At 50.3% G+C, this 22703-nt stretch carries 17 protein-coding genes; 13 read left to right on the top strand and 4 right to left on the bottom strand.

Features of this window, described 5'->3' with window-relative positions; genetic code table 11:
- Positions 1 to 239: 239 nt before the first annotated feature.
- The 6 genes from AC1S52_RS29145 to AC1S52_RS29120 all read left to right on the top strand — a co-directional run bounded on the left by AC1S52_RS29145 (position 240) and on the right by AC1S52_RS29120 (position 7113).
- Positions 240 to 611 (top strand): nucleotidyltransferase family protein, encoded by a 372-nt coding sequence (locus AC1S52_RS29145; protein ID WP_482032560.1) that lies wholly within the window; start codon positions 240 to 242, stop codon positions 609 to 611.
- The gene (locus AC1S52_RS29140) at positions 608 to 1090 is read left to right on the top strand and encodes a ribonuclease toxin HepT-like protein (protein WP_482032559.1); all 483 of its coding nucleotides are present in this window, start codon (positions 608 to 610) and stop codon (positions 1088 to 1090) included. The genes AC1S52_RS29145 and AC1S52_RS29140 overlap by 4 nt, the downstream gene beginning before the upstream one ends.
- A gap of 727 nt (positions 1091 to 1817) precedes the next feature.
- Positions 1818 to 4070: a catalase/peroxidase HPI gene (gene katG / locus AC1S52_RS29135; RefSeq protein WP_482032558.1), complete on the top strand. Its 2253-nt coding sequence runs from the start codon at positions 1818 to 1820 to the stop codon at positions 4068 to 4070.
- A gap of 725 nt (positions 4071 to 4795) precedes the next feature.
- On the top strand, positions 4796 to 6226 hold the full coding sequence (locus AC1S52_RS29130) for a form I ribulose bisphosphate carboxylase large subunit (RefSeq protein WP_482032557.1): 1431 nt from the start codon (positions 4796 to 4798) through the stop codon (positions 6224 to 6226).
- Between the two features lie 77 nt (positions 6227 to 6303).
- On the top strand, positions 6304 to 6699 hold the full coding sequence (gene rcbX, locus AC1S52_RS29125) for a RuBisCO chaperone RbcX (protein ID WP_482032556.1): 396 nt from the start codon (positions 6304 to 6306) through the stop codon (positions 6697 to 6699).
- Positions 6700 to 6762: 63 nt separating this feature from the next.
- Positions 6763 to 7113: a RuBisCO small subunit-like domain-containing protein gene (locus AC1S52_RS29120; RefSeq protein WP_482032555.1), complete on the top strand. Its 351-nt coding sequence runs from the start codon at positions 6763 to 6765 to the stop codon at positions 7111 to 7113.
- Positions 7114 to 7418: 305 nt separating this feature from the next.
- Here AC1S52_RS29120 and AC1S52_RS29115 read toward each other — a convergent pair whose 3' ends face one another.
- Positions 7419 to 8528 carry a fatty acid desaturase family protein gene (locus tag AC1S52_RS29115; protein WP_482032554.1) on the bottom strand — a complete coding sequence of 370 codons (1110 nt, stop codon included), beginning with the start codon at positions 8526 to 8528 and terminating at the stop codon, positions 7419 to 7421.
- Between the two features lie 260 nt (positions 8529 to 8788).
- On the opposite strand from AC1S52_RS29115, the gene AC1S52_RS29110 reads away from it, so the two are divergent.
- Complete coding sequence (locus tag AC1S52_RS29110) at positions 8789 to 9922, top strand: SAM-dependent methyltransferase (protein WP_482032553.1); 1134 nt, start codon at positions 8789 to 8791, stop codon at positions 9920 to 9922.
- 105 nt (positions 9923 to 10027) lie between these two features.
- On the opposite strand, the gene AC1S52_RS29105 is transcribed toward AC1S52_RS29110, so the two are convergent.
- Positions 10028 to 10453 carry a sulfite exporter TauE/SafE family protein gene (locus tag AC1S52_RS29105; protein ID WP_482032552.1) on the bottom strand — a complete coding sequence of 142 codons (426 nt, stop codon included), beginning with the start codon at positions 10451 to 10453 and terminating at the stop codon, positions 10028 to 10030.
- Between the two features lie 353 nt (positions 10454 to 10806).
- Positions 10807 to 11406 carry a peroxiredoxin gene (locus AC1S52_RS29100; protein ID WP_482032551.1) on the bottom strand — a complete coding sequence of 200 codons (600 nt, stop codon included), beginning with the start codon at positions 11404 to 11406 and terminating at the stop codon, positions 10807 to 10809.
- Between the two features lie 407 nt (positions 11407 to 11813).
- Between AC1S52_RS29100 and AC1S52_RS29095 the strand changes: the two genes are divergently transcribed.
- Positions 11814 to 13877 (top strand): amylo-alpha-1,6-glucosidase, encoded by a 2064-nt coding sequence (locus AC1S52_RS29095; protein WP_482032550.1) that lies wholly within the window; start codon positions 11814 to 11816, stop codon positions 13875 to 13877.
- Positions 13878 to 13888: 11 nt separating this feature from the next.
- Here the strand turns inward: AC1S52_RS29095 and AC1S52_RS29090 are convergent, their stop codons facing one another.
- Positions 13889 to 16114 (bottom strand): phosphoketolase family protein, encoded by a 2226-nt coding sequence (locus tag AC1S52_RS29090; protein ID WP_482032549.1) that lies wholly within the window; start codon positions 16112 to 16114, stop codon positions 13889 to 13891.
- A gap of 247 nt (positions 16115 to 16361) precedes the next feature.
- Between AC1S52_RS29090 and AC1S52_RS29085 the strand changes: the two genes are divergently transcribed.
- The 5 genes from AC1S52_RS29085 to mgsA all read left to right on the top strand — a co-directional run bounded on the left by AC1S52_RS29085 (position 16362) and on the right by mgsA (position 22615).
- Positions 16362 to 17057: an exonuclease gene (locus AC1S52_RS29085; RefSeq protein ID WP_482032548.1), complete on the top strand. Its 696-nt coding sequence runs from the start codon at positions 16362 to 16364 to the stop codon at positions 17055 to 17057.
- Positions 17058 to 17093: 36 nt separating this feature from the next.
- A complete protein-coding gene (locus tag AC1S52_RS29080; RefSeq protein ID WP_482032547.1) occupies positions 17094 to 17417 on the top strand; it encodes an MGMT family protein in 324 nt (107 codons plus the stop codon).
- Positions 17418 to 17473: 56 nt separating this feature from the next.
- Positions 17474 to 18127, top strand: a complete 654-nt coding sequence (locus AC1S52_RS29075) for a hypothetical protein (RefSeq protein WP_482032546.1) — start codon at positions 17474 to 17476, stop codon at positions 18125 to 18127.
- Between the two features lie 111 nt (positions 18128 to 18238).
- Positions 18239 to 21241, top strand: a complete 3003-nt coding sequence (locus tag AC1S52_RS29070) for a CAAX protease (protein ID WP_482032545.1) — start codon at positions 18239 to 18241, stop codon at positions 21239 to 21241.
- 99 nt (positions 21242 to 21340) lie between these two features.
- Complete coding sequence (gene mgsA, locus AC1S52_RS29065; protein ID WP_482032544.1) at positions 21341 to 22615, top strand: methylglyoxal synthase; 1275 nt, start codon at positions 21341 to 21343, stop codon at positions 22613 to 22615.
- The last annotated feature ends 88 nt before the right edge of the window (positions 22616 to 22703 follow it).

Raw genomic sequence — 22703 nt, 5'->3', positions numbered from 1 at the left:
AAGGCTTGCCGATTTAGACCTGTCAGAGCACGCAGCAGACGGTCGTTATTCAACGCACGATGGAGGTTGATCATGCTGGCTCATACTCGATGAAGTCCTTTCGATTATCCCTTATTCCGCAACAAGTCTAATGTTTCAAGCTTGGGTAAGTCTAAAGTGGAGAAGTCAGGGAGATACCTCTTTCCAGTCAGCAGAGCCTAAGATTAGGACTGATACTGCTTAAGCCTCTTTGCTAAACCATGTTGCCCTTCTCTTCTGGCACAGTGAAAACCTATCAAGCTCATTTCAAACAGCGTCAGATGCGAGATGCTCTTATGCTGCGACAGCGCTATTGCCAGGGCTGGGAACAAGCCCGGTTAGCCGCAGACAGTCTCAAAAAAGACTACGGAGTTCCACAGGTTTTTCTGTTTGGCTCCCTGCTATCTCCGGATGCCGTTCATCCAGCTTCAGATATCGATTTGGCAGTATGGGGACTATCCCTGAACCACTACTGCGATGCCGTGGGTTGTCTTTTAACTGAGATTAAAGGGTTTAACATCGACTTAGTTCGTTTGGAAACAGCACAACCGGGACTGAAAGCACACATCTTGCAGGAAGGAGTTGAGCTTTGAGTCGATACGCTGTTTTGAGGGGGCGGATTCAGCGACAGCTTCAAGATCTGGCATTGGAATATACCTACACACTGGAGCAGGCTGATCTAGCTCGCACGACTCAGATCAGTGCTTATTGGATTGCAGCAGGGTTTGGCTTGCAAGGATTCTATACAGGAATTGAAAAAATCTTTGAACAGATTGCCCGTGCTGTGGATGAGAGCTTTATGACTCAATCTGAACGATGGCATCAAGAATTGTTAGATCAAATGAGGGCTGAAGTACCCGGTATTCGACCACCTGTGCTAGGCACAGAGCTATACCAGCAACTGAAAATATATCTGGGGTTTCGCCATGTAGTCCGGAGTAATGATACTCATCGACTAGAACCAGCCCTGATTGAAGGGAATGTTAACAAATTGGAAGATTGCTACCAGCGATTTTTGAGTGCAATGGCTGGCTTTTGTGATTTCCTGGCGGAGATCGATGAAAACGCTTGATTTACCTGCAATGCCGCTTCTAATGGTTAGGCGATGGATAAATTAACCCCAAGGTGATGGCTCCATTCAGGGATGAACGGAAAAGCAAAAACGGGAAAGCAAAATTTATGGCACATTTCACGGCTCAGTTCATTCTACAGACATCTGACCGTTGAAAATGTTGGGTTTCGCTGGCTCTCTACCCAACCTAGTACAGTAAACAAAAAGTTTTGAAGGGGTGGGACCCCTTCTTGGGGGCGAAACCCCCAAACCCCCATGTTGCAACACTAGTGTTGCAGAACTTTTAGATTACTCTAGCAGGTTCGGATTAGCTGCAAGCCATCTTAGTGGTTTGCCAAGAATTATTTTGTGGGTTGAAAAGCCCAAAACAATAACCCCTTTTCTATCCCAGACTCACAAAATTAAACTTGACAAACCACCGACTACATGCGCACTTAACGTTTTGTATAGCAATTAGCGATTTGAAAAGACTCAGTATTATAGTATTTCACTAAGACGAAATCGTAATGAGTTTGACTTGGAGGTATTTTGATAGTCAAGCTGAATCTGATTCCCCTTAGTTTGGCTTGAAGTAAAACTAAGCTGTTATGCGTTTAAATTTCCAGTCTGATTCCTTTAGGGCAAGGGCTTCAGAGGCCCTAACATACAATTTAAATGGGCGACAGCTTACTGAACTCGCAGTACACCAAAAAATCCACACCGCAACACTTGATAGGAGATACATACTATGAGTAGCGAGAGCAAATGCCCATTTACGGGCGGAGTTCAGAAATTTACGACTAGACATGGTGCGTCTAACCGAGACTGGTGGCCGAATCAGTTGAACTTGCAAATACTCCATCAGCACTCATCCCTGTCCAACCCCATGGGTGAGGCGTTCAACTACGCTGAGGAGTTCAAAAGTCTTGATTTAGCTGCCCTGAGGGCAGATATCTTTGAACTGATGACCACGTCGCAAGACTGGTGGCCAGCCGATTACGGTCACTATGGTCCACTCTTCATCCGGATGGCATGGCACAGTGCAGGCACGTATCGGATTGGCGACGGTCGCGGCGGCGCAGGTTCGGGTAGCCAACGGTTTGAGCCGCTCAACAGTTGGCCTGACAACGCCAACCTCGACAAGGCGCGCATGTTGCTTTGGCCGATCAAGCAGAAATACGGCAAGAAGATCTCCTGGGCAGATCTGATGGTTTTTGCTGGCAACTGCGCCCTGGAATCGATGGGCTTCAAGACGCTCGGCTTTGCTGGCGGGCGTGTAGACGTTTGGCAACCCGAGGAAGACATCTACTGGGGGTCTGAGAAAGCCTGGCTCGGCAATGAGCGTTACGAAGACGATCGCGTGCTGCTAAATCCTCTCGCTGCCGTTCAGATGGGACTGATCTACGTGAACCCAGAAGGTCCCGATGGAGAGCCTGATCCGCTCGGTTCAGGGCGCGACATTCGCGAGACCTTTAAACGGATGGCGATGAACGACGAGGAGACCGTCGCGCTCACGGCTGGTGGGCATACCTTTGGCAAATGCCACGGTGCAGGCGAGGCGACCTACGTCGGGGCTGAGCCTGGGGGTACCACCATTATGGATCAGGGTCTCGGCTGGAAGAGCACCTTCAATACAGGGGTCGGCATGGATGCGATCACCAGCGGGATCGAAGGCGCATGGACTCCCACGCCGACGCAGTGGGATAACAGCTATCTCGAAACCCTATTCAAATATGATTGGGAACTGACAAAGAGTCCCGCTGGCGCGTGGCAGTGGAAGCCCAAGGGCGACGCGGGTGCGGGTACAGTGCCCGACGCGCACGATCCGTCGAAGCGGCACGCTCCCATGATGACCACGGCAGACATGTCCATGAAAATGGATCCCATCTACAACCAGATTGCGCAGCGCTACCGCGACAACCCGGATGAGTTTGCAGATAAGTTCGCCAAGGCGTGGTTCAAGCTGACGCACCGCGATATGGGACCGCGATCGCGCTATCTTGGCTCAGAGGTTCCACAGGAAGAGTTCCTGTGGCAAGACCCCATCCCCGCCGTCGATCATGAGTTGATTGATGAGCAGGACATCGCCGCTCTCAAAGCCAAGATCCTGGCTTCCGGGCTGTCTGTTTCTCAACTGGTTTCGACCGCTTGGGCATCGGCATCAACCTTCCGCTGCTCTGACATGCGCGGTGGAGCAAACGGGGCACGCATTCGTCTCGCGCCGCAGAAAGATTGGGAAGTGAACCAACCCGCCCAACTCGCCACAGTGCTGCAAACCCTTGAGGGCATCCAAAAGGAATTCAACAATGCCCATAGCGGTCAGGGGGGTGGGCTTTTGGGGGGACTTCAGAAAGCGTTCAACAAATCGTCGTCTAGCGGGAAGCAGGTTTCCCTCGCTGACTTGATCGTACTCGGCGGATGCGCAGGTATTGAGCAAGCGGCGAAGAATGCTGGATACGACGTGACGGTGCCCTTTAAGCCGGGACGCACGGATGCACTACAAGAGAAAACGGATGTTGAGTCCTTCGCGCCACTAGAGCCAACCGCCGACGGGTTCCGCAACTACACCAGCGGCAAACACAGCGAATCGCTGGAGGAACTGCTGGTGGATCGGGCGCAATTACTGGCCCTGACGGCTCCTGAGATGACGGTTCTTGTGGGCGGCTTGCGCGTCCTGGGTGCAAACTTTGGCGGGTACAAGCACGGCGTTTTCACTGAGCGACCAGAGACGTTGACTAATGACTTCTTCGTCAACCTGCTCGACCTGGGTACAACCTGGAAGGCGACCTCTGAAGATGAGTATGAGTTTGAGGGCAGCGATCGCAAATCCGGTGAACTTAAGTGGAGCGCCACCCGTGTTGACCTGATCTTTGGATCAAACTCTCAGCTCCGCGCCCTGGCGGAAGTCTACGGATGTAAAGACTCGCAAACGAAATTTGTGCATGACTTTGTGGCGGCGTGGGACAAGGTGATGAACCTCGATCGCTATGACCTCGCCTAGTGGTCTGCGGCGTAAGTTCGGCAACTATTCCAAGGGCGTCAGGTGTCAGGTGCTAGGAACGGTAGCCAGATTTACGCCAAGCTCTACTAGCAGTCTGTCAAATGAAATTTGTGGAATAACTGAACACCGAAAAGTTGACTAGAAATAAATTCTGAGGGGTCGCAGACCCCTCAGAATTTTCCTGAAGGAAGGCTGGCAGCTATCGTTACGAAATACCAACAACCTGGAGCTGTATGACAATTTTGTGATCGCGCCGACTCTATCTAAACTTCATGTTTGAATCAATTGTGAACCAGAAATAGAGCATTCAATGAGATAGTCTATTTATTATTTCTAGAGCAGATTCTAAAAACCGCAGAATGGTTCGTTTGTCAATTGAATTAACCAAAATTAGCATTCTTAAGTCTTCTTTTACAAAAACAAATCTACTGTCTCAAAAGATAAACTTAGTTTATTCAACTATACAGAATCTCTAAAGCGATGCTTATTGAATTGCTGATATTATTCTGTGTGAGCCCATCCTTAAAACATAGGGTGAACCAGCTCAACAGAGTTCACTCCAAATGTCTGAAATAATATCCAGACTTGAACTTTTAGTAGCGTCGCCCCATTGATATAAGGGTTTTTGTCGAGGGTCCGGAGTCCTTTTCGGAAAGGCTTTCGAGGGATTACTGGAAGATTCGATCGGGAAGATTTTGCCACATCGTTAACTAGGAAGGGAGAATATGTCTTACGCTCAGACCAAGACCCAGTCCAAAGCTGGGTATCAAGCAGGGGTAAAGGATTACCGGCTGACCTACTACACCCCCGACTACACGCCCAAGGACACCGATATCTTGGCAGCATTCCGTGTTACGCCACAACCCGGTGTTCCTTACGAAGAAGCAGGTGCAGCCGTAGCAGCAGAATCCTCTACGGGGACATGGACAACCGTTTGGACCGACCTGTTGACCGACCTGGATCGCTACAAAGGTCGTTGCTACGATATTGAACCCGTCCCTGGCGAAGATAACCAATTCATTGCTTACATTGCCTATCCTCTTGACCTGTTTGAGGAAGGTTCTGTAACCAACATGCTAACCTCCATCGTGGGGAACGTATTTGGTTTCAAAGCGTTGAAAGCTCTCCGGCTAGAAGATCTGCGGATTCCCGTTGCTTATCTGAAGACCTTCCAGGGACCTCCCCACGGGATTCAGGTTGAGCGGGACAAGATCAACAAGTATGGTCGTCCTTTGCTGGGCTGCACCATCAAGCCAAAGCTTGGTTTGTCTGCCAAGAACTATGGTCGTGCTGTTTACGAATGTTTACGCGGCGGTCTAGACTTCACCAAAGACGACGAAAACATCAACTCGCAGCCATTCCAGCGCTGGCGCGATCGCTTCCTGTTTGTAGCGGATGCGATTCACAAAGCTCAAGCGGAAACGGGCGAAATCAAAGGTCACTACCTGAACTGTACCGCTGCTACCTGCGAAGAAATGCTGAAGCGGGCAGAGTTCGCCAAAGAACTCGAAATGCCCATCATCATGCATGACTTCCTGACCGCAGGCTTCACCGCCAATACAACCCTGGCGAAGTGGTGCCGCGACAATGGCATGCTGCTCCACATCCACCGGGCAATGCACGCGGTTATCGACCGTCAGAAGAACCACGGGATGCACTTCCGGGTGTTGGCAAAGTGCCTGCGGATGTCCGGTGGTGACCACATCCATACCGGAACGGTGGTTGGTAAATTGGAAGGCGACAAGGCAGTGACCCTTGGCTTTGTTGACCTACTGCGCGAAAACTACGTCGAGCAAGATCGCTCTAAAGGGATTTACTTTACCCAGGATTGGGCATCCATGCCTGGTGTCATGGCAGTCGCTTCCGGTGGTATCCACGTTTGGCACATGCCCGCCCTGGTGGAAATCTTCGGAGACGATTCAGTGCTTCAGTTTGGTGGTGGTACGCTGGGTCACCCCTGGGGGAACGCTCCGGGTGCAACCGCTAACCGCGTCGCCCTGGAAGCCTGCGTGCAAGCCCGGAACGAAGGTCGTGACCTCATGCGTGAAGGTGGCGACATTATCCGTGAAGCTTGCCGCTGGTCACCTGAACTGGCAACTGCCTGCGAACTATGGAAGGAAATCAAGTTCGAGTTTGAGGCGCAGGACACCATTTAATTCGAAGGATGAAGGATAAAGGATAAAGGATAAATATCTTTTTTAACTTCGTCCTTTAGCCTTTAGCCTTTCCCCCTATGGATCTGAAGCAGATTGCAAAGGATACGACCAAGACGCTGATCAGTTACATGACCTATCAGGCGTTGCGGGTTGTGTTGACACAGTTGGATGAGACTGAACCGAAACGGGCTTATTGGTTACGCCAATTTTCCTACCGGGTTAGTATTCAAAACGGTGAGGCTTTTCTGGAAGCCCTTTTTCACGAAGAGCAACGATTAGCCTTTCGCCTACTAACTGTGCGCGAACACATTGCCGAAGAAATTGCTGACTATTTGCCGGAAATGCTGCGGACGGGAGTTCAGCAAGCGAATCTTCAGCAGCGCACTCAGCAATTGGAACGCATGACGCAGATTGATCCAGCCACATTAACTACAGATTCTGAACAGAAAGGGGCTGAGTCAGAAGATTCCTGATAATGCCTCTGGTTCAGAACTCAAAACTGAGAACTCAAAACTTTCAACTATTCGAGGACACCAATGAAGACTCTACCCAAAGAGCGTCGTTACGAAACTTTTTCTTACCTGCCTCCGCTCACCGATGCCCAGATTGCTCGTCAAATTCAGTACACGATTGACCAGGGCTATCATCCCTGTGTTGAGTTTAATGAGAACTCTGACGCTGAGATTTATTACTGGACCATGTGGAAGCTGCCTCTGTTTAACTGCTCTTCTCCTCAAGAAGTGCTAAGTGAAGTGCAGCAATGCCGCCAGGAATATGGCAATTGCTACATTCGGGTGGTTGCATTTGACAATATCAAGCAGTGCCAGGTAATGAGCTTTATCGTTCATAAGCCCAGCCAGGGCGGCAACAGCGGCTACCGCTACTAAAAACCTGTTAACTTTTTTGTATTAGTTGTAGTAGGGTGGGCAATGCTCACCCTTTTATTGTATTAGGGTGGCAATGCCCACCCTGTTCTTTGTTGAAAGTCATCGCTCCTTTGATCTGTTGAGTTCCACAAGGTTCAAGCCGATACTCAATCCTGCACAAAAGAGAGCGATGTAACGGTGTATTTAATTGTGTAAATGTGCGATCTGCCCATCAGAAGGATTGCAGAACCGCATAACAATATTGGTATCAGCAGATAGTTTGGCTACGATCGCGACAGCGTAATTGGTTTAGCGCTCTAGCAGTATCAATCCTTAAATTGATTTTCTTCGCCAGACGAAAGGGGACAGGTGACGACCTTGTCTCCGGTCCAATTTGTAAAGGTATTCTCATCCTTGTAATGACGGGGAGTTTGCAGCATCAAGCGCCAAGCTGTACCAGCGTCTAGCAAATTAAACCGATCGCCAAACTGAGTCTGCAATAGAGTTTGAACTGTGGGATAGTAATCGGAGTTAATGCCTGGAAAGATGTGATGCTCTGTATGGTATGAGAAGTTGAGATGTAATAAATCAAATATTTTGGGAACCCGAATTGAAACGCTATTAATTAGCGGATCATTCACGCTGGTCATTCGACACAGCATATGGTTAGTGTAGACATAAAACATGACACCAGCATAGCCAATCCAAATTGGTAGAAAGTAGCTGAGAATGAGTTTGAGCGGATGAAAACCCAGATAAAGTAAGATGCTCAAGTGGATTCCCAGGATGATTACTAATTCAAAGGCGATCGCTCTTCTCTCCTTTGAACTTACCTTAAAAAAGGTTGGGGGATACTCAGTCAATCCATTATTGAACAGTAGCACAGAGCTTAGGTTACGGAATGTATGCACGCCCCAGGCGTGACCCATACCGACAGCCAACCAGAATGGATGAACCTCTGCTGAAGGGACGAAGAGATTTTGAATCCACTTCCCCCAATTGTTGGGTTGCCCATACAAGTAATTTCGGTCTGGATCGTGTAAAGAGTTGGTTTTGTTATGGTGCTCTCGATTGTGGACAGCCTTCCAAAAAGTAGGGGGTGTCCATAACATTGTCAACCCGATCAGACTAACAATCTGTCGAATGGATGAATGCTTAATTGCCTTACTATGCATCAGATCGTGGGTGCTGAACAGTAATACAATTACACTATTTCCCATCACCAAAGAGAAGGGGAGATAAAGCCACAATAAGTACCAACTCCACTGATCAAGATGACGAGCAATGCCCCAACCTAAGAGCAAAATTGCTGCATTGATCAACAGCAGCCACACCCTACTGTAGTTAGGCAAAAAAGCTTCAGCGGGAAGTAATGGACGCAATTTTTTAGCATACTCCGCTTGGGAAATCCAGGTTTCACAACTTGCAGTATTCACGAATTTTTGTAAGTTTACTCTAGGGTTTATAGCAATTTTCGATGAGTGCCGTATATCCCAGCTAAGGAAGTATCCCAGCTAAGGAAGGTAAAGAAATCAAGGTGACAAGGGAATCAAGGTGTATCTCGCTTGAGGAAGAACTATGTTGAGTGAAAATTATGTATATTGCGACAATCTTTGAGCAATCTTAAGCAAGCTCACAATCTATTTTTTCTATGTTATTGTACCGAAGATCTTAGAGGATTACTGGAGACAACGTTATGACTTCTGTATTCACCGGGCAAGATATTCAGCGCTATATTCCTGCTATTGGTGATATTAACGTCAAAAATCCCCTGGCATATAAAGCGACCCGTGGAATCGTCCAGGTTGTTAATGCTGTACAAATGGCTGTAGCCGAGTCTTACATCAATGGAGTAGAGGTTCCTGACTCTGTTCTGCGATCAATGTTTGACACCTGTATGCCCATCTTTTTCAAGTATTTTCCATCACTCCTTGCGCCCTATGAATGGGTCTTACATGAAACAGATCACTTAGCAGAAGGCTCTAAGGATTTGATGAAAATTCAGTATGATCTTCCCCAGGGCATGTTAAATCGGATGCTTGGTGATGGTCAGCTAATTTACCCAAAATACAGTATGGGATTGTGGCAAAAAGGAGCTAGCGACCTTGAGCAATCTCAGATGCATATGATTGATGACATGATTGAGAAACTAGACATTCAGGATGGTGACAACATTCTGGACTTTGGTTGCGGATGGGGCTGTGTGCCAAATTACATCATGTCTAAGTTCCCAAATGTTCGATTTACTGGTTTGAACCTGAGCCATGAGCAGTGTGAATACATGCGTGGCAAAATGCAAGATCCCGAAAGTCACCTCAGTTCAGGTCGATTCACTCTAGTAGAAGGTGATCTTAACGAGGTTCAATTTGAAGAGAAATTTGACAAAATTCTCTCCGTTGGTGTCTTTTGCCATGTGGGGAATTTAACCCATTCGTTCAAAAAACTGGCTACTTTCTTGAGACCAGGTGGTAAGTTCTTTCTTCACATCATCACGGTCCGCACTCCCAATAACATTTCTAGCGTTTACACGCACAAATACATCTTTCCTCACGGACGCTATTGGAATTTTGATGCTGTTCCTAACCATAACAAGGATCTCAAAACGATCAAACGCTGGTACCTCAATGGCAGCAATTACTCCACAACGTTTGCTCATTGGCTGAAAAATTTTGATGATAACTATGACTATGTTAAAGGTCTAGAGTATGGTTTGGACTTCGCTAAGTTCCGGCGCATCTGGCGATTTTACTTGATCTGGTTTGTTGCCAATTTTGCAAGCTGTGATGGTGAAATCAATGGAAACGGTCAATTTCTATTAGTTCATGCTTAGCTTTGTAGGAGGTTGAACGCCCTTCGGCTTGAGTGCTCAGGTCGAAGGCTCACCTTGAAACTTTCGTTCCAATTCATACGGCAATTTAGCATCGCCATTTTGCTGCTATTGATTGCTAACTTGCTGTACAAAATTAGGACGAAGCCTGGATGATTGAGAGGGATAAAATGCCCTACGGTTTTGAAACAGAATGAAGGCAGCAACGACTAGCAGAAAATAACCAAAGTCCTTTTGCAGTTGTTTGCTGTTCACGTAGCGGGAAAGGAAAGCACCGATTATTGTCCCGCAACCAGCCATGAGGGTAAATGCCGTCATCAGTTGCCAGTCCAACGGTACCTGCCCCAAATACCCTAAAAAACCTGCCACTGAGTTGAGCGCAATCACCCATAGAGAAGTGCCGATCGCCTCCCGAATGGACACATGACCCAGTAACATCAGCGTGGGGACAATCAGAAAACCACCGCCTATACCCACCAGGATAGACCAGTGTATGGTCGGATAAGGTAAACAGTCCTTGGGTGACGGACTCATACAGCGTGCCCGCATCCCCGTTTTGACAATCCTGTTCTAAGAGATGCGTGTTAGTGACGTGATATTTAATACTGAATCGGTGGAATAACTTAAAACTTTAATATAGAAAAAACTTTATAATGTCTGGGAAACAAACTACAGCATATAGTTGGACATTTCTCAAAGCTAAACCAGGGACAAGTTTGACAAACTAAAGAGCAATCAGTAGCTTGGCTCAAAACTCGCCCCTGGTGTTCCGTCAGGGAAGTTTTGAGGGTCGTAGACCCTCAAAACTTAACCATCATTGACTCCTGGGTATTCGCTGCCTGTCAAATTTAATTTGACAAAGCACTAGAGGGAATTACAACAAACGATTAGACAGCCGCAAAGTAGTCTTTCGACTTAACGGGGTCGGGGTTCATCGTCTTGTCACCGGGCTTCCAGCCAGCGGGGCAGACTTCATCGGGATGAGACTGCACATGCTGAATGGCTTGTAGGGTGCGCAGGGTTTCATCGACGCTGCGACCAAAGGCAAGATTGTTAATGGTCGCGTGCTGGATGATGCCATCTTTATCGATGAGGAACAGTCCACGCAGAGCAATCCCTTCTTCGGGAACCAGTACGTTGTAAGCGGTGCTGATTTCTTTCTTGATATCAGCTACCAGGGGATAGTTGAGGTCACCAACACCACCCGATTTGCGATCGGTTTGAATCCATGCCAGGTGCGAAAAGGCGCTATCGACTGAAACACCCAACACTTCAGTGTTTAGGGATTTGAACTCGTCGTAGCGATCGCTAAATGCCGTGATTTCAGTGGGGCAAACGAAGGTAAAGTCGAGGGGGTAGAAGAAAAGAACAACATACTTCCCACGATAGTCGGACAGTTTGATTTCCTTGAACTCCTGATCAACTACAGCCGTTGCCGTAAAATCGGGAGCCGCTTGCCCGACTCGCAAACATCCTTCTTGCGTCATGAGTATAGTAGCCTCCTTGTAGTGGTGCGTCTTTCAGTTAGGGAATAATCAGTAAAGCTCAGTCAACCAATCCGTAACTTAGTGTAACTGATTGATAACGAACTGTTACAAATATATCATAGTCATAACGATTTTGAGTAAGAGATTTTTTTGTATGATCTTCGATGGCTCAATTCTTGTGCCACAATCAATTTCTCTACTGGTTTCGTTTTCTATGCAACTGTCAGAGTCACAGAAGGGCTAATCAAGCGGTGTTGACTTGCAGGTTGACTTACAAAAGTTCCCCTCCTCCCATACCCAGGAGTACCTGACACCCGACACCTGACACCTGACACCTTTACAAGGGTTGCCAAACTTACGCCGCAGTCTACCTAAGTACCCGACACCTGACACCTAGCCAATAATTTATGAATAACCTGGATACACGGGAGTGGTTACTGACCAATGGGTTAGGGAGTTTCGCCAGTGGTACAGTTTGCGATGCTCGTACTCGCAGTTATCATGGCTGGCTGATTGCGGCGATCGAGCCTTTGAGTCGGCGGACACTGTTGCTCTCCCACCTGGAAGCCAGCGTGGAAGTGGAAGGGCAGATTTTTGCTCTGGGTACTAACTTTTGGAAGGGCGGGAAACTGGATCCCTGGGGCTATCAATTGCTGCGCACGTTTAGTGTCGATCCTGTCCCCACTTGGGTTTGGGGACAGGGCGACTGGCAGGTATGCCGTAGGCTGGCAATGCCCTACGGTCTGTTACATGAGGGAAGTAGTGTTCGCCTGCCAGCCCAGCCCCAGGCAACCAACCGGGTACTGGTGCAGTATCAGTACACGGGTAGCCAGCTTGGAGTGTTGCGCCTACGACCCTTGATTGGCGATCGCGACTTCCACTACCTGCAAGAACAAGACCCGGATTTAACCTTTTCCCAAGTGGTGGGTGCGAATCAGCTATATTTGCAAGCGCTCCGGGGGGGCAAAGGGGGCAGCGCGGGTGTTCCCTGGCAGTTGCGCTGGAGTCAGGGGCACTACCAGCCAGAAGGGGTGTGGTACTGGAATTATTCCTATCCCCAAGAGGCAAAACGAGGACTGGACTATCTGGAAGACCTGTATAGTCCTGGCTACCTGACAATTTTGATGCAGCCGGGAGACACGATCACATTGGAAGCCAGGGTGGGTTTACCAGTCACGCCTCTACCAGGGTTGGATGGGTACACGTTTGATCAGGCGATTCTGGCAAAACAGCGACGGTTGGAACGGGAGTTTTTGCATCTACCCCAGGTTACGGGCAGCGGGGCAGAGATATGGGAGCGGTTACTGCGGGCGAGTGACCAGTTTATTACCTACCAGATGGCTTCAACCATGCCCTCCATGGTGGCAGGGTATCACTGGTTTGGCGATCGCAGCCGCGATACCCTGCTCTGTCTACCCGGTTTTGCCCTGACCACAAAGCGCTATCTCCTCGCACGTAAGATCCTGGTTCGCCTGGGGCGGCTCTGCTGTCAGGGGCTAATTCCGAATGAATTGCCTGAAGGGGGAGAAGATCCGGTTTTTCACAGCATTGACTGTTCTCTCTGGTGGCTCGAAATGCTGGGTCTTTACCTGGAAGCTACCCAGGATTGGGATTTTCTAGTAGAGCAGTACACGATTGTGAAGCAAATTTACAAGGCGTTTACGGCTGGAACCCTGCATGGCATTCGCGTGGATGCCTCCGATGGATTGTTGACCTGGGACAGTAGCCGCGTTGCCCTCACCTGGATGGATACGCTGGTAGATGGGCAACCCGTGACTGCCCGCAATGGCAAACCCATTGAGATTAATGCCCTCTGGTACTCGGCGCTGTGCTGGGCAGAACAGTGGGCAACCCGCTTGAGTGAAAACTCTGCTGCTCCGAATCGCGATCGCCTTAAGAGTCAGGCTCGCCGCTACACTCAGCAGGTACAGGAAGTGAAAGCCTCACTCCAGAAATTCTGGCAGCCTCAGACAGGCTACCTGCTGGATCGGATTGCACCTGATGATTTTTTGGACAGTACCATTCGCCCGAATGCGGTCATCGCGCTTTCCTTAAACCACTGTGCCTTTACGACCGAGCAGGGACATCAAATTTTGCAGGTTGCCTGCGATCGCCTGCTGACACCCTACGGACTGCGCACCCTTGACCCAGCGGATATTGCCTATCGACAACAGTGTGAAGGAACTCCCCGCGATCGCGACCTGGCATCTCACCAGGGAACGGTCTGGAGCTGGCTGCTGGGTCCGTTTATCCGCGCCTGGAAACGGTTTTACGGTGAGACAAAACCCCTACCGATTGACTGGCAGCCCCTGCTGACCCACTTCAGCCAGGAAGCCTGCTTCTGGAGCATCTCTGAAATGTTCGACGGTCATCCCCCCCATCAGCCGCGCGGCGCGATCGCCCATGCTGCCCCCGTTGCTGAACTACTGCGCCACTGGCACGACCTGGATGGAAAAACTACGGGTTTCTAAGTGGGTGAGGTTTAATGCACCAGTTCCAAAGCCCGTTTTGCCAGAGCTTCAGCCGTAATCCCATTGAACGCCATTAACTCACCGGGATTCGCGGTTGTCTCACCCCGTTTCCAGGCAAAGGTATCGCGTTTAGCTTGGCTACGAAGCATCACAGGTTCTAACATCAGACTAGCTCCGCCAGTTACACCAATCAGCACATCGCCACCAAACAGCGCTTCAAATCCGGTATTGCTGAGAAACTCTCCATCAGGTTCAGAACAGGTATCCCAGGCAACATCCGAAGGACGGTAGAGGCGGCGGGGGCTAACCACTGCCACCACCCGTACCGACAAACCCTCTGCTTCCAAATGGGTCGCTGCTTCCAACACAGGATTCAAAATCATGTCGCCTACGACCGCAAACACAACCCGCTTTGCTTCGTTGCTTTCCGTACTCTGGCTCTCTTGCAGAACGATCGCTCCATCCTGTAATGCCTGCTGAGTCTGCTCAAACGTGGTGTGGATGGGTAGGGGTGACTTACTCGCGGTAATCACAATTCCCTTATTTTGAGTCTTCAACGCCCACTCATAGCAGACCTGAATGCTATTGGCATCGGGGGGAAATAGGGGAAAGACGTTGCCATTCCGCATCATGGCAGCAAAGTATGCCTCAATCTCCGGGCGCTGGTGCGTCCAACCGTTGCGCCCCTGCTCCAGGGCACCCGCCGTAAACAGGGTAATGGTGGAAGGGGTGGTACGGCGCAGTTCTGCCATTGCCTGGGTGACGGTCTGCCAAATGGGTAAGCCATTGATGGCAAAGGATTCATAGGAACACCAGAGAGTGCGGGAACCCATGAGTGCCAATCCGGCAGCGAGTCCGGCGCAGGCATCTTCACTCAGCGGTTCGTAGACCTGCCCACCGGGTTTCTGGTTGTAAAGGGCATCTTCCGTCGGGTGATTGATCTTGAGTGCCTGGTTGATGTTGGCAATCCCAGAGGCTTCATTACCGTCGGCATTCGTGACTAAAAAGGTAGGATCCGTTTGCCCCACTTTGCCGACCAGGCGGCCCATGGTGGTCGTAGACACTTTTGGATCACCCCCAACCGAAAATTCTTCCAGGGGCAGTTCTCCCAGATCGGGCAGGGGAAGAACCGATTCGGTGACGGCTACCTTGCTGGCAGGACCACCCGCCGCGCGATCGCAGTTAGTTCGCACCAACGCCCATGCCGATGGGGGCAGCGATCGCGTCTTGAGTGCCGTCACAATATCTGCATTATCCAGCGTGTGCTGAGCATAAAGGTTGTGGGACTTTGCTCCCCTGGCATGGACACCTGCTCCCTTCAGTTGTTTGATAATTAGCACAGTCAGTTTGCCATTCAAAGCCGAACGAGCCGCCTCATCCACCCCCACCAGCACTGCCTTGGTAAATTCCATCCGCTGTTCTAGAGAAAAGATGGTGCTATCGACGTAATCTCCCGGCTGATCCTGGTCGTCGAAGTCCTTCGCGTCGATGAGTACCACTTCCTGAAACCCGTGTCCATGCCAGTATGCCATCATGCGTTCGTTGGACTGGGTAGACACCATGCTGTGATGTTCCTGGGAGTAGCCATTCCAGACGAGGACCGGCAGAAAATTGGTCACATCCGGGTAAGCCGTATGGAAGTGCCCAAAAGCACTCATGACGTAGGGTTCACCAAACCCACCATCGCCGATGGTGAAGGGGAAAAGAGTGCCCCGATGCAGCAGGGCGGCTGCCATAGCAAAGTGTTGTCCCTGCCCTAATGGACCCGCCGGAGCCAGCAAACCGGGAATTTGACCAGAGAGATGCCCCAGTAAGCCGTGCCGTTCACGAAAGCGATCGCGGAGTTGCTGCACGGTTTCAATCCCCATGTCTTCCAGCGATCGATCCAGAAACATGGCGCAGTAAAACCCAGGGGCATGGTGTCCAACTTCCGTCAGAATATTTTTGTAGCCCAGCATGACCAGGGCAGCATAGACCTCTGCCTGACTGGCAAACCCACCGGGATGACCCGATGCCTTACTCGCCGTCATTTGCAAAATCAGGTAACGCAGAGCATCCGCATAGAGGAAGGTTTGGTAAGCGGCTGAGGAGTCGGTTGGGTCTGCGATCGCGGTCTTTCCTGCGCCAATCACGGGGGCTTTGCCATAGGTCTCAAAGCCGGGAAGGGAGTCACTGAAATATTGAATCCCTTCACAAAATGCCGGAATGCTTGTGGGGGTCGGAGAAACTGCGGTCATGCTTTTAGACACCTGTTGCAAGAATACAAGGGGAAACCAACCTGGGCAAAAATGCCATTGTTCAATAGTACACAGGCGATCGCTCAAAAAAATGTCCCACGGATACACACTTCGCAGACAACAGTATTGATTGCAGTCTATTGCGATCGATGAGACAGGTGAGGAGCCAGGAGTCAATGGTTAGGAAGGGTCAGTCATATCGTGTAAGGTAAAATATCTATCCCATTCACTTGCCCCAGGTTTGTTCATGACCTCTGACCTGCTCCGGCTTCCTAGCCACCGTGCCAAGCAAGTTCGGCAAAATGGACGGCAGTACTATGTGGACGATCGCGGCTACCACTTACCCAGCGTCAGCACGATTCTGAATGCGACCCGTTCCCAGGAACAGCGGCAAGCTCTAGCACGCTGGCAGCAGCGGGTTGGGATGGAAGAAGCCACCCGCATTAGCACCACCGCCAGCCGCCGGGGAACGGGCACCCACAAACAGGTTGAGCGCTATCTGCAAGGGGAAGTGATTGTCTGTCCCGACGGACTTCGTCCTTACTGGGAGAGCATCCAACCTGTTTTGCAAGCGGTTGATGAAGTGCGATTAGTGGAAGGCACCGTATTTCACTATGACCTGGGCTACGCCGGAAAAGCAGACTGTGTTGCCAGTTACCAGGGGACTCCTTGCCTCTGCGAATGGAAGACTGCCGATCGCCCTAAATATTCCCTAGACTGTCTCAACGATTATCCTCTGCAAGTGGCCGCTTACTGGGGAGCCGTCAACGATTGCTACCGCGACCATGACGTGAATTTGGAACATGCCCTGCTAGCGATCGCTATCCCCGATCAGCCCGCCGAAATCTTCTGGTTCGATCAGGAAGCCATCACCCACTATTGGCAACAGTGGCAGGAACGGGTGGCTATTTTTTGGCGGCGGCTAGGGGGGTATAGGGTATAGAGAATGGGTATGGTTCTGCCCTTGTTCCTTTGATTCATGTCTAACTACGATCGCATTTACGCCGTTGTCTGTCAGATTCCCTATGGCAAAGTCGCTACCTATGGGTTGGTGGCAGAACTGGCAGGCTTACCCAGGCGGGCACGTTTGGTGGGCTATGCTCTGTACCGGGTGGCACCGGATTCAGAAATTCCCTGGCATCGGGTGATCAACGCCAAAGGGCAGATTTCAGAATCCCCCGTGCGCTATGGCTCAGACTACTTGCAGCGATCGCTATTGGAAGCAGAAGGCATTCAGTTTGACCCGCAAGGACGTATTCCCCTGTCCACCTACCTATGGCTACCCGATGATTGCCAGGGGTAGTACAAAGATTGTTGAATTTGGATAATGAAAACTAATCACCAACTACCTAACCACTGATGGAGACTGCGCTTGATCGATTTTGGGAATTGCTGAGGGGGGCGATCGCCCTCCAACCAGAGGCTTTTCAGCAGATTCAGACCTTGCCGCTGGGTGATGTGGCTGCCATTGCCGTTGTGCTGCTTGCCGGATTTTCTCAAGCCGTTGGTCAGGGCATCATTCTGTTTGCGAACCAGGTCAAGCCATTGCGGTTTGCCCTCAGCCTGGTGCTGGGAACAGTCTTGTTTGCGATCGGTGTCTGGTTCTGGAGTGTCAGCACCTGGCTAGTAACGGAATTTATCCTGGGGCAAGAAGATTCTGCGATCGCGGTCATCCGAACGGTCGCGTTAGCCTACGCCCCCCAAACCTTCAGTATTTTTGTTGCCCTTCCTTACCTGGGAACACCCATTTCCATCCTCCTCCCCGTATGGAGTTTTCTATCCTACCTGGCTGGCATGAAAGCCGTCATGGGGGTTACAATCTGGCAAGCTTTTTGGGCGGGTGCCCTGGGCTGGGCAGCCTTGCAAATTATTCAGCGAACCGTTGGACGACCGATTACAAAAATTGGGCGCTGGCTTTCAAATACCGCTGCTGGGGTTAATCTGGTGACTGATTTAAAGGACCTGGAAGAAAAAATGGAAGATAGCCTTGAGCAAGGGAGAAGAAATAATTAATTGATGGGGAAGGGTTTTGAGTTGAGAGTTTTGAGTTGAGAGTTTTGAAGTTTATAGAGAATGGGGTATGGGCAATGGTTCCTTTCTCCTCACCCCTTCCCTTCTTAATCTATGCAGCATCAAAGAGTCGTTAAATTTGTGGGTATTACAGTCCTTGCCTACCTCTGTGTTTTGATGCTTGCCCAAGCGCGAGTGTTGTTTTGGAGGAGTACCTCTATTGCCCTTGATGCTACCTGGGAGTTGACGCTTGAGCTGGCATGGATTGGTTTTGTGGGAGTGACCTTTGCGGCATTACTGGCTCCTCTGGAAGCATTGGGCTGGTGGGCTGGCTGGTATGGGGATGAGATTGATACGGCTTTAAATGCGGGCACACTGGCAGAGCCTTTTCCCACGGATGGGGAAGTGTCTCGCTATGTCATTTATCTGGATGGCATCTCTCAAGCACAGTACAAGTATTTGCCTGAAGTAGAGCAGTTTTTAGAGGAACTGGCGATCGCCCTGCCGGATGACATTGTGCTGATCAAAGGCATCATGCCTTACTCGGTACTGAATCGTCCTCTGACCCAAAATCGGTTTATGTCCTGGTTCTGGCGGGTAGCCGATCGCTTCCAAATGACTGCCTCTGGAGGCATTTTAGGTTTATTGATTGGGGCAACAATCAATATTCGCAACATTCTGATTATTAGTGTTTCAGCAGATCAACGCTATGGACCGATATACAATCAAGGGACAGCACAGGTCATCTACAACAGCCTCGTGAATTATGGCTATCAGCCTGACAGTCACACCCCTATTACCCTGTTGGGCTACAGCGGTGGGGCGCAGATGGCGGTGGGGTCTGCTCCTTACTTGAAGCGGGCGGTGAACGCACCAATTGAAGTCGTCTCTTTGTCAGGGGTGATTAGCGGTAACCATAATGTATTGCTTTTAGAGCATCTGTATTACATTGTTGGTGAAAAAGACTTGGTTGAAAAAGAAGGTCCAGTTCTGTTTCCGAAACGATGGAAGCTCTTTCCCCTGTCTTACTGGAATCGGGCAAAACGGCGCGGCAAAATCAGCTTTATTTCCCTGGAAGGGGTGGGTCATAATGGGGCACAGGGTCCCTATGGCACAGAGACTTATCTGCCGAATGGGCAAACCCACTTACAGCAAACGGTAGAAATGGTTGCCGGTATTATTCAAGGAGTTTCTCCTCTGACTCAGAGAATTAATTGGGCAGAAGCCGGAAATTACGATCGCTACATTCAAGCAGACTTTAACCAACCTGATTACTATCCTCTAAATCAATCGGTTGACCCCGCGCTGTATCGGGCGATCGCTCCCTGGATGGGACGGCTCATTCTACCAGCACAAAACCAACGCCAGCGGCTTCGAGGTGTCCTGTTTGAAGTTCACCATGCGCCCCCGGACTATAAACACCTGGTTGGACAGGTGGTGACCTTGCGCTGGAGCCAGTCGCCTCACTTACAGAGTTACCTGCGTTCTGTGAAAAAGAATGTGCATTTCAGTCAAGAAGCTGTGTACAGCCAGCAACAGGGGTGCGTCCATCCATTTCGGCTCAACCACTGGCAACAGGTTGATCCGTTGGAGTCTTTGGCGGGTGCGCATCCGCTGGATGATGTGATTGTGATGCTGGAAGAGCCAGTCGTGGAGCAGGGAGGTAGGGGAGCCGAGGGGCAGAGGAGCGGAGGGGCAGAGGGGGAAGAGTTCCGGGCTGGAATCCAAGGTGCTGGCGTTTTGACGATCGCCTCTGAACCGATTCAAATTACAGGGCGGTACTATGCGCTGGTGAAGATTTTGGCACCTGTAGGAGATGCGTGCGCGGAGGAACTGGACAATAGGGGAAGAGAGGGAGGCAAAGCTTCTCATCCGATCCAGCCAGCCAAAACCTATTTCCATGTGGTTCACTTCAATCTTGCCTCTCGTCAGTTTGACGGGGTTAAGGAGATTGTTTGCATTCCCCAGGTCGTTGCGGATGTAAACGGTATTTTTCCATCTAGTAATCAGAATATAGAAAAATCACCGTCGAACGAGTGGGGCTGGTATATCTATGGGGCAAAGGACAGAGCCGGTGTGTTCGTGGTGCAGTCCCTGGCTCCCCGTGCTTTGCTGCGGCTGCAACCGGATGAGTTTGTAGTAGGCAGCTCGGCAACCTGGAACCACTTAAAGCGACAAATGTGGCAGGTGAAGGGGCAAAAAGGACACACCAAGTCGGTGTTACTGAGTGCGGAGGAGGCTGACCTGCAAATGGTACTGGAGCAGTGGAAAGAGGGAACTTGCGCTCTGTTAATGCACCTTTATGGTGGCATTGGCGGTAAAAAGCGGGAACCTCCGGCAAAAGGTCCAGTCTTTTTGGGGCATTTTGCCTATGGGGTAGCACAGGTGGTGCGGGAACCGCTGGCAGATGAGCTAATGTTTGATATCACCTACTACCAGGTTTACACGCATAATGTAGACGGCATCGTATCTGGGAAAGTAGCTTGGAATCGCTTTATGGGCGATCGCCAGTTTGGTTGGATGGGTTCTCGCCCTGCGGCTGATATCCTGATCAGGCTGGGAGCTTTTACCGATGACTTCAATATCAACGGGGTTCAGCGATCGGTTCTGGATGCGCTGCTGGAGCAACTGGAAGAAATGGTTGCTCGCTACCGAACGGGAGATGGCACCGGAGGGACCTACGTTGGACCGGCAAACAATTGTGTGCAGGACTCTAACCAGGCACTCTATGGGGCGCTCAAAGGGTTATATGATTCGTTTAAGACTAATTCCCAGCTTCGAGAATGGATGCAGGACGACCCCGGTGAAGCAGAACGGTATGCTCAACTGGTGCAGTTATCGAAAGGTATCCGGCGAAAATTGCTGCCTCTGGGAACTGCCCGTGCTGACTGGTTAGAGAATAAACATGTGCTGGGAATCAGTCCCGAAGAGAACTTTTTTGAAGGACTGTTACGGGGATTAATTAGTTGGCGAACATTACTACCCCGCCTTGCCAGTGAAGCGATCGCCAAACAATTTCTTAAACAGAGAGCGATCGTCTGGATACTACGCACAAACCAGGTTGGCGGTTACGATCCAGATATAGAGCCGATCGCCCCTACTCAAATCGGCTGGTGAGAGAGATTAGTTTTTTGGTTGTTAATTTTTAGTTGTTAGACGGCTTTCTCTCCACCACCTGTCACCACTTATCACCCCCTACCACCTGACCCCACCCCCATGCCCACGACCATTGCTCTGATTGCCCACGATGCCAAAAAAGACGAAATTGTGCAGTTCGCTTCACAACATGCCCCGGTATTGGCACGCTATCGTCTGATTGCCACTGGAAACACTGGACAGCGTATTCAAGACAGCACCCAGTTGACGGTTGAACAGAAGCTATCGGGACCCGAAGGAGGCAGTGCCCAGATTGCGGCTGAGGTCGCTGAGGGCAAGGTCACTGCCGTTATTTTCCTGGTTGATCCGCTCTACGCCCAACCCCACGAACCCGATGTTCAGGCTCTTTTACGAATTTGCAACGTTCATAATGTTCCTCTGGCAACTAATCTGGCAACCGCAAAGGCGATCGCCACCCGCCTTGCTAAAGCGCTGGTCGCTCACCTCATCTTTAACCCAGTTGCGGGGCAGGGCAATGCTGAACAGGAAGTTGACCTGATCAGGCAGTTACTGGACCCCCATCTCGACCTAAAAGTGTGCGAAACCACGCTGGATACGGATTCTGCCCAACTAACCCGTGAAGCGATCGCAATGGGTGTAGATATGGTCCTTGCCTCCGGCGGAGATGGCACCATTTCCTCCGTTGCCGGAGAACTGATCAGCACTGGCATTCCTCTTGGTGTCATCCCCAGAGGCACCGCTAACGCCTTTTCAGTTGCGCTCGGCATTCCGCAATTGCTGCCGATCCGGAACGCCTGTCAGGTCATTCTGGCGGGGAAAACGCGCACGGTAGATGCCGCTCGTTGTAATGGTATGCCCATGATCCTACTCGCTGGTATTGGTTACGAAGCGGAAACGATTGAGCGAGCCAGTCGTGAGCTTAAAGATCGATGGGGCGCAATGGCATATCTGATGGCGGGCTGGGAAATGCTCAATGAGGGAGTTTTATTTGATGCCACCATTGATGCCGAAGGAGAAAAATATAGCATCCAGGCAAATGCGATTACCATTGCTAATGCGGCTCCCCCTACTTCCGTCCTAGCTCAGGGTGCGGGCGAAGTTGTGATGGATGATGGTCTGTTGGATGTTACCATCGCCACTGCCGAAACCAAACTTCAGGCAGTGACTACGATGTTAAAGATGCTGGGTAGTGCTTTAGTTAAAACTGGTGGAATCCAACAGCAAAATGTGGTTCACGGTCGAGCAAGGCGGATCAAAGTGATCACTGAACCGCCGCAAAAAGTTGTTGTTGATGGTGAAATTATTGGCACAACTCCGATCGAAGTGGAATGTATTCCCAACGGGTTAACGGTTTTGGTTCCCGGTTCAACTTGATATAAGGGTAGCCCCTTGCCTGTACCTTGATAGAAGCAAAAACGCTATAACATCCGACACCCATACCTGATCTTGGAGACTGTTCGGT

It is taken from the genome of Kovacikia sp. CALU 1929 (genome assembly GCF_056784235.1).
The sequence above is the reverse complement of the archived record's forward strand: the minus strand, read 5'-3'. Positions and strand labels throughout refer to the sequence as shown.